The organism is Streptomyces sp. HSW2009 (assembly GCF_040240285.1).
In the GTDB taxonomy this organism is placed as follows: Bacteria; Actinomycetota; Actinomycetes; order Streptomycetales; family Streptomycetaceae; genus Streptomyces.
In genome coordinates this window covers 1-893 of record NZ_JBEHZD010001069.1, presented here as the reverse complement: position 1 = coordinate 893, position 893 = coordinate 1, and the positions used below count along the sequence as shown (strand labels likewise).

Below are 893 nucleotides of genomic sequence, written 5' to 3'. Positions count from 1 at the left end.
CCGCGCCGGCCGAGGTGCCCGCGGGCGCGCCCGCGGGCACCTCGGCCGGCGCGGGCACCGACGGCCCGCAGGGCGCCGCGGACGAGGGCGGTCCCACGGCGGCTGACGACGCCGCCGCGGCCGACGCCGAGGCGAGCGGCGGCACGCTGGCGGACTTCCTGGAGAAGGTGGCGCTGGTCGCCGACTCCGACCAGATCCCGGACGAGGACGCGGACGGCTCCGGCGTCATCACACTGATGACCCTGCACACCGCCAAGGGCCTGGAGTTCCCGGTGGTCTTCCTGACCGGCCTGGAAGACGGCGTCTTCCCACACATGCGCGCGCTCGGCCAGACCAAGGAGCTGGAGGAGGAGCGCCGGCTTGCGTACGTGGGCATCACCCGCGCCCGCGAGCGGCTCTACCTCACCCGCTCCACCATGCGCAGCGCCTGGGGCCAGCCCGCGTACAACCCGCCGTCCCGCTTCCTCGACGAGATCCCCGACCAGTACCTGAAGTGGAAGCGCACCGGGGCCGCGACCCCGTCCGCCTCGATGAATTCGGTGGCCTCCTCGCTGTCCTCCTCGCGGTCGGCGGCCACCCGCCCCGGCGGCCGGGGCACCAGCAACGCCTTCGCCACCCGCCGGGTCAAGGACCGCCCGGTGGTCTCGCTCGCGGTGGGCGACCGGGTCACGCACGACTCGTTCGGCCTGGGCACCGTGGTCGGCATCAAGGGCAGCGGCGACGCGGCGGAAGCGACGAGCGACTTCGGCCAGGAGAAGCCCAAGCGCCTCCTGCTGCGGTACGCGCCGGTGGAGAAGCTCTAGCCGGGGGCGCCGCGTTCGCCGCGGGCCGCAGGTGCGGGCGGGTGTGTGGGGTGGGCGGGGGCGGGGGGCCGCGCCCCCCCCCCGGTCTCG

At 75.8% G+C, this 893-nt stretch carries 1 protein-coding gene; it reads left to right on the top strand.

Annotated elements, in window-relative coordinates:
- A partial coding sequence (locus tag AAHZ94_RS34585) for a 3'-5' exonuclease (RefSeq protein ID WP_349997629.1) occupies positions 1-803 on the top strand: 803 nt, incomplete at its 5' end.
- Positions 804-893 lie beyond the last annotated feature (90 nt).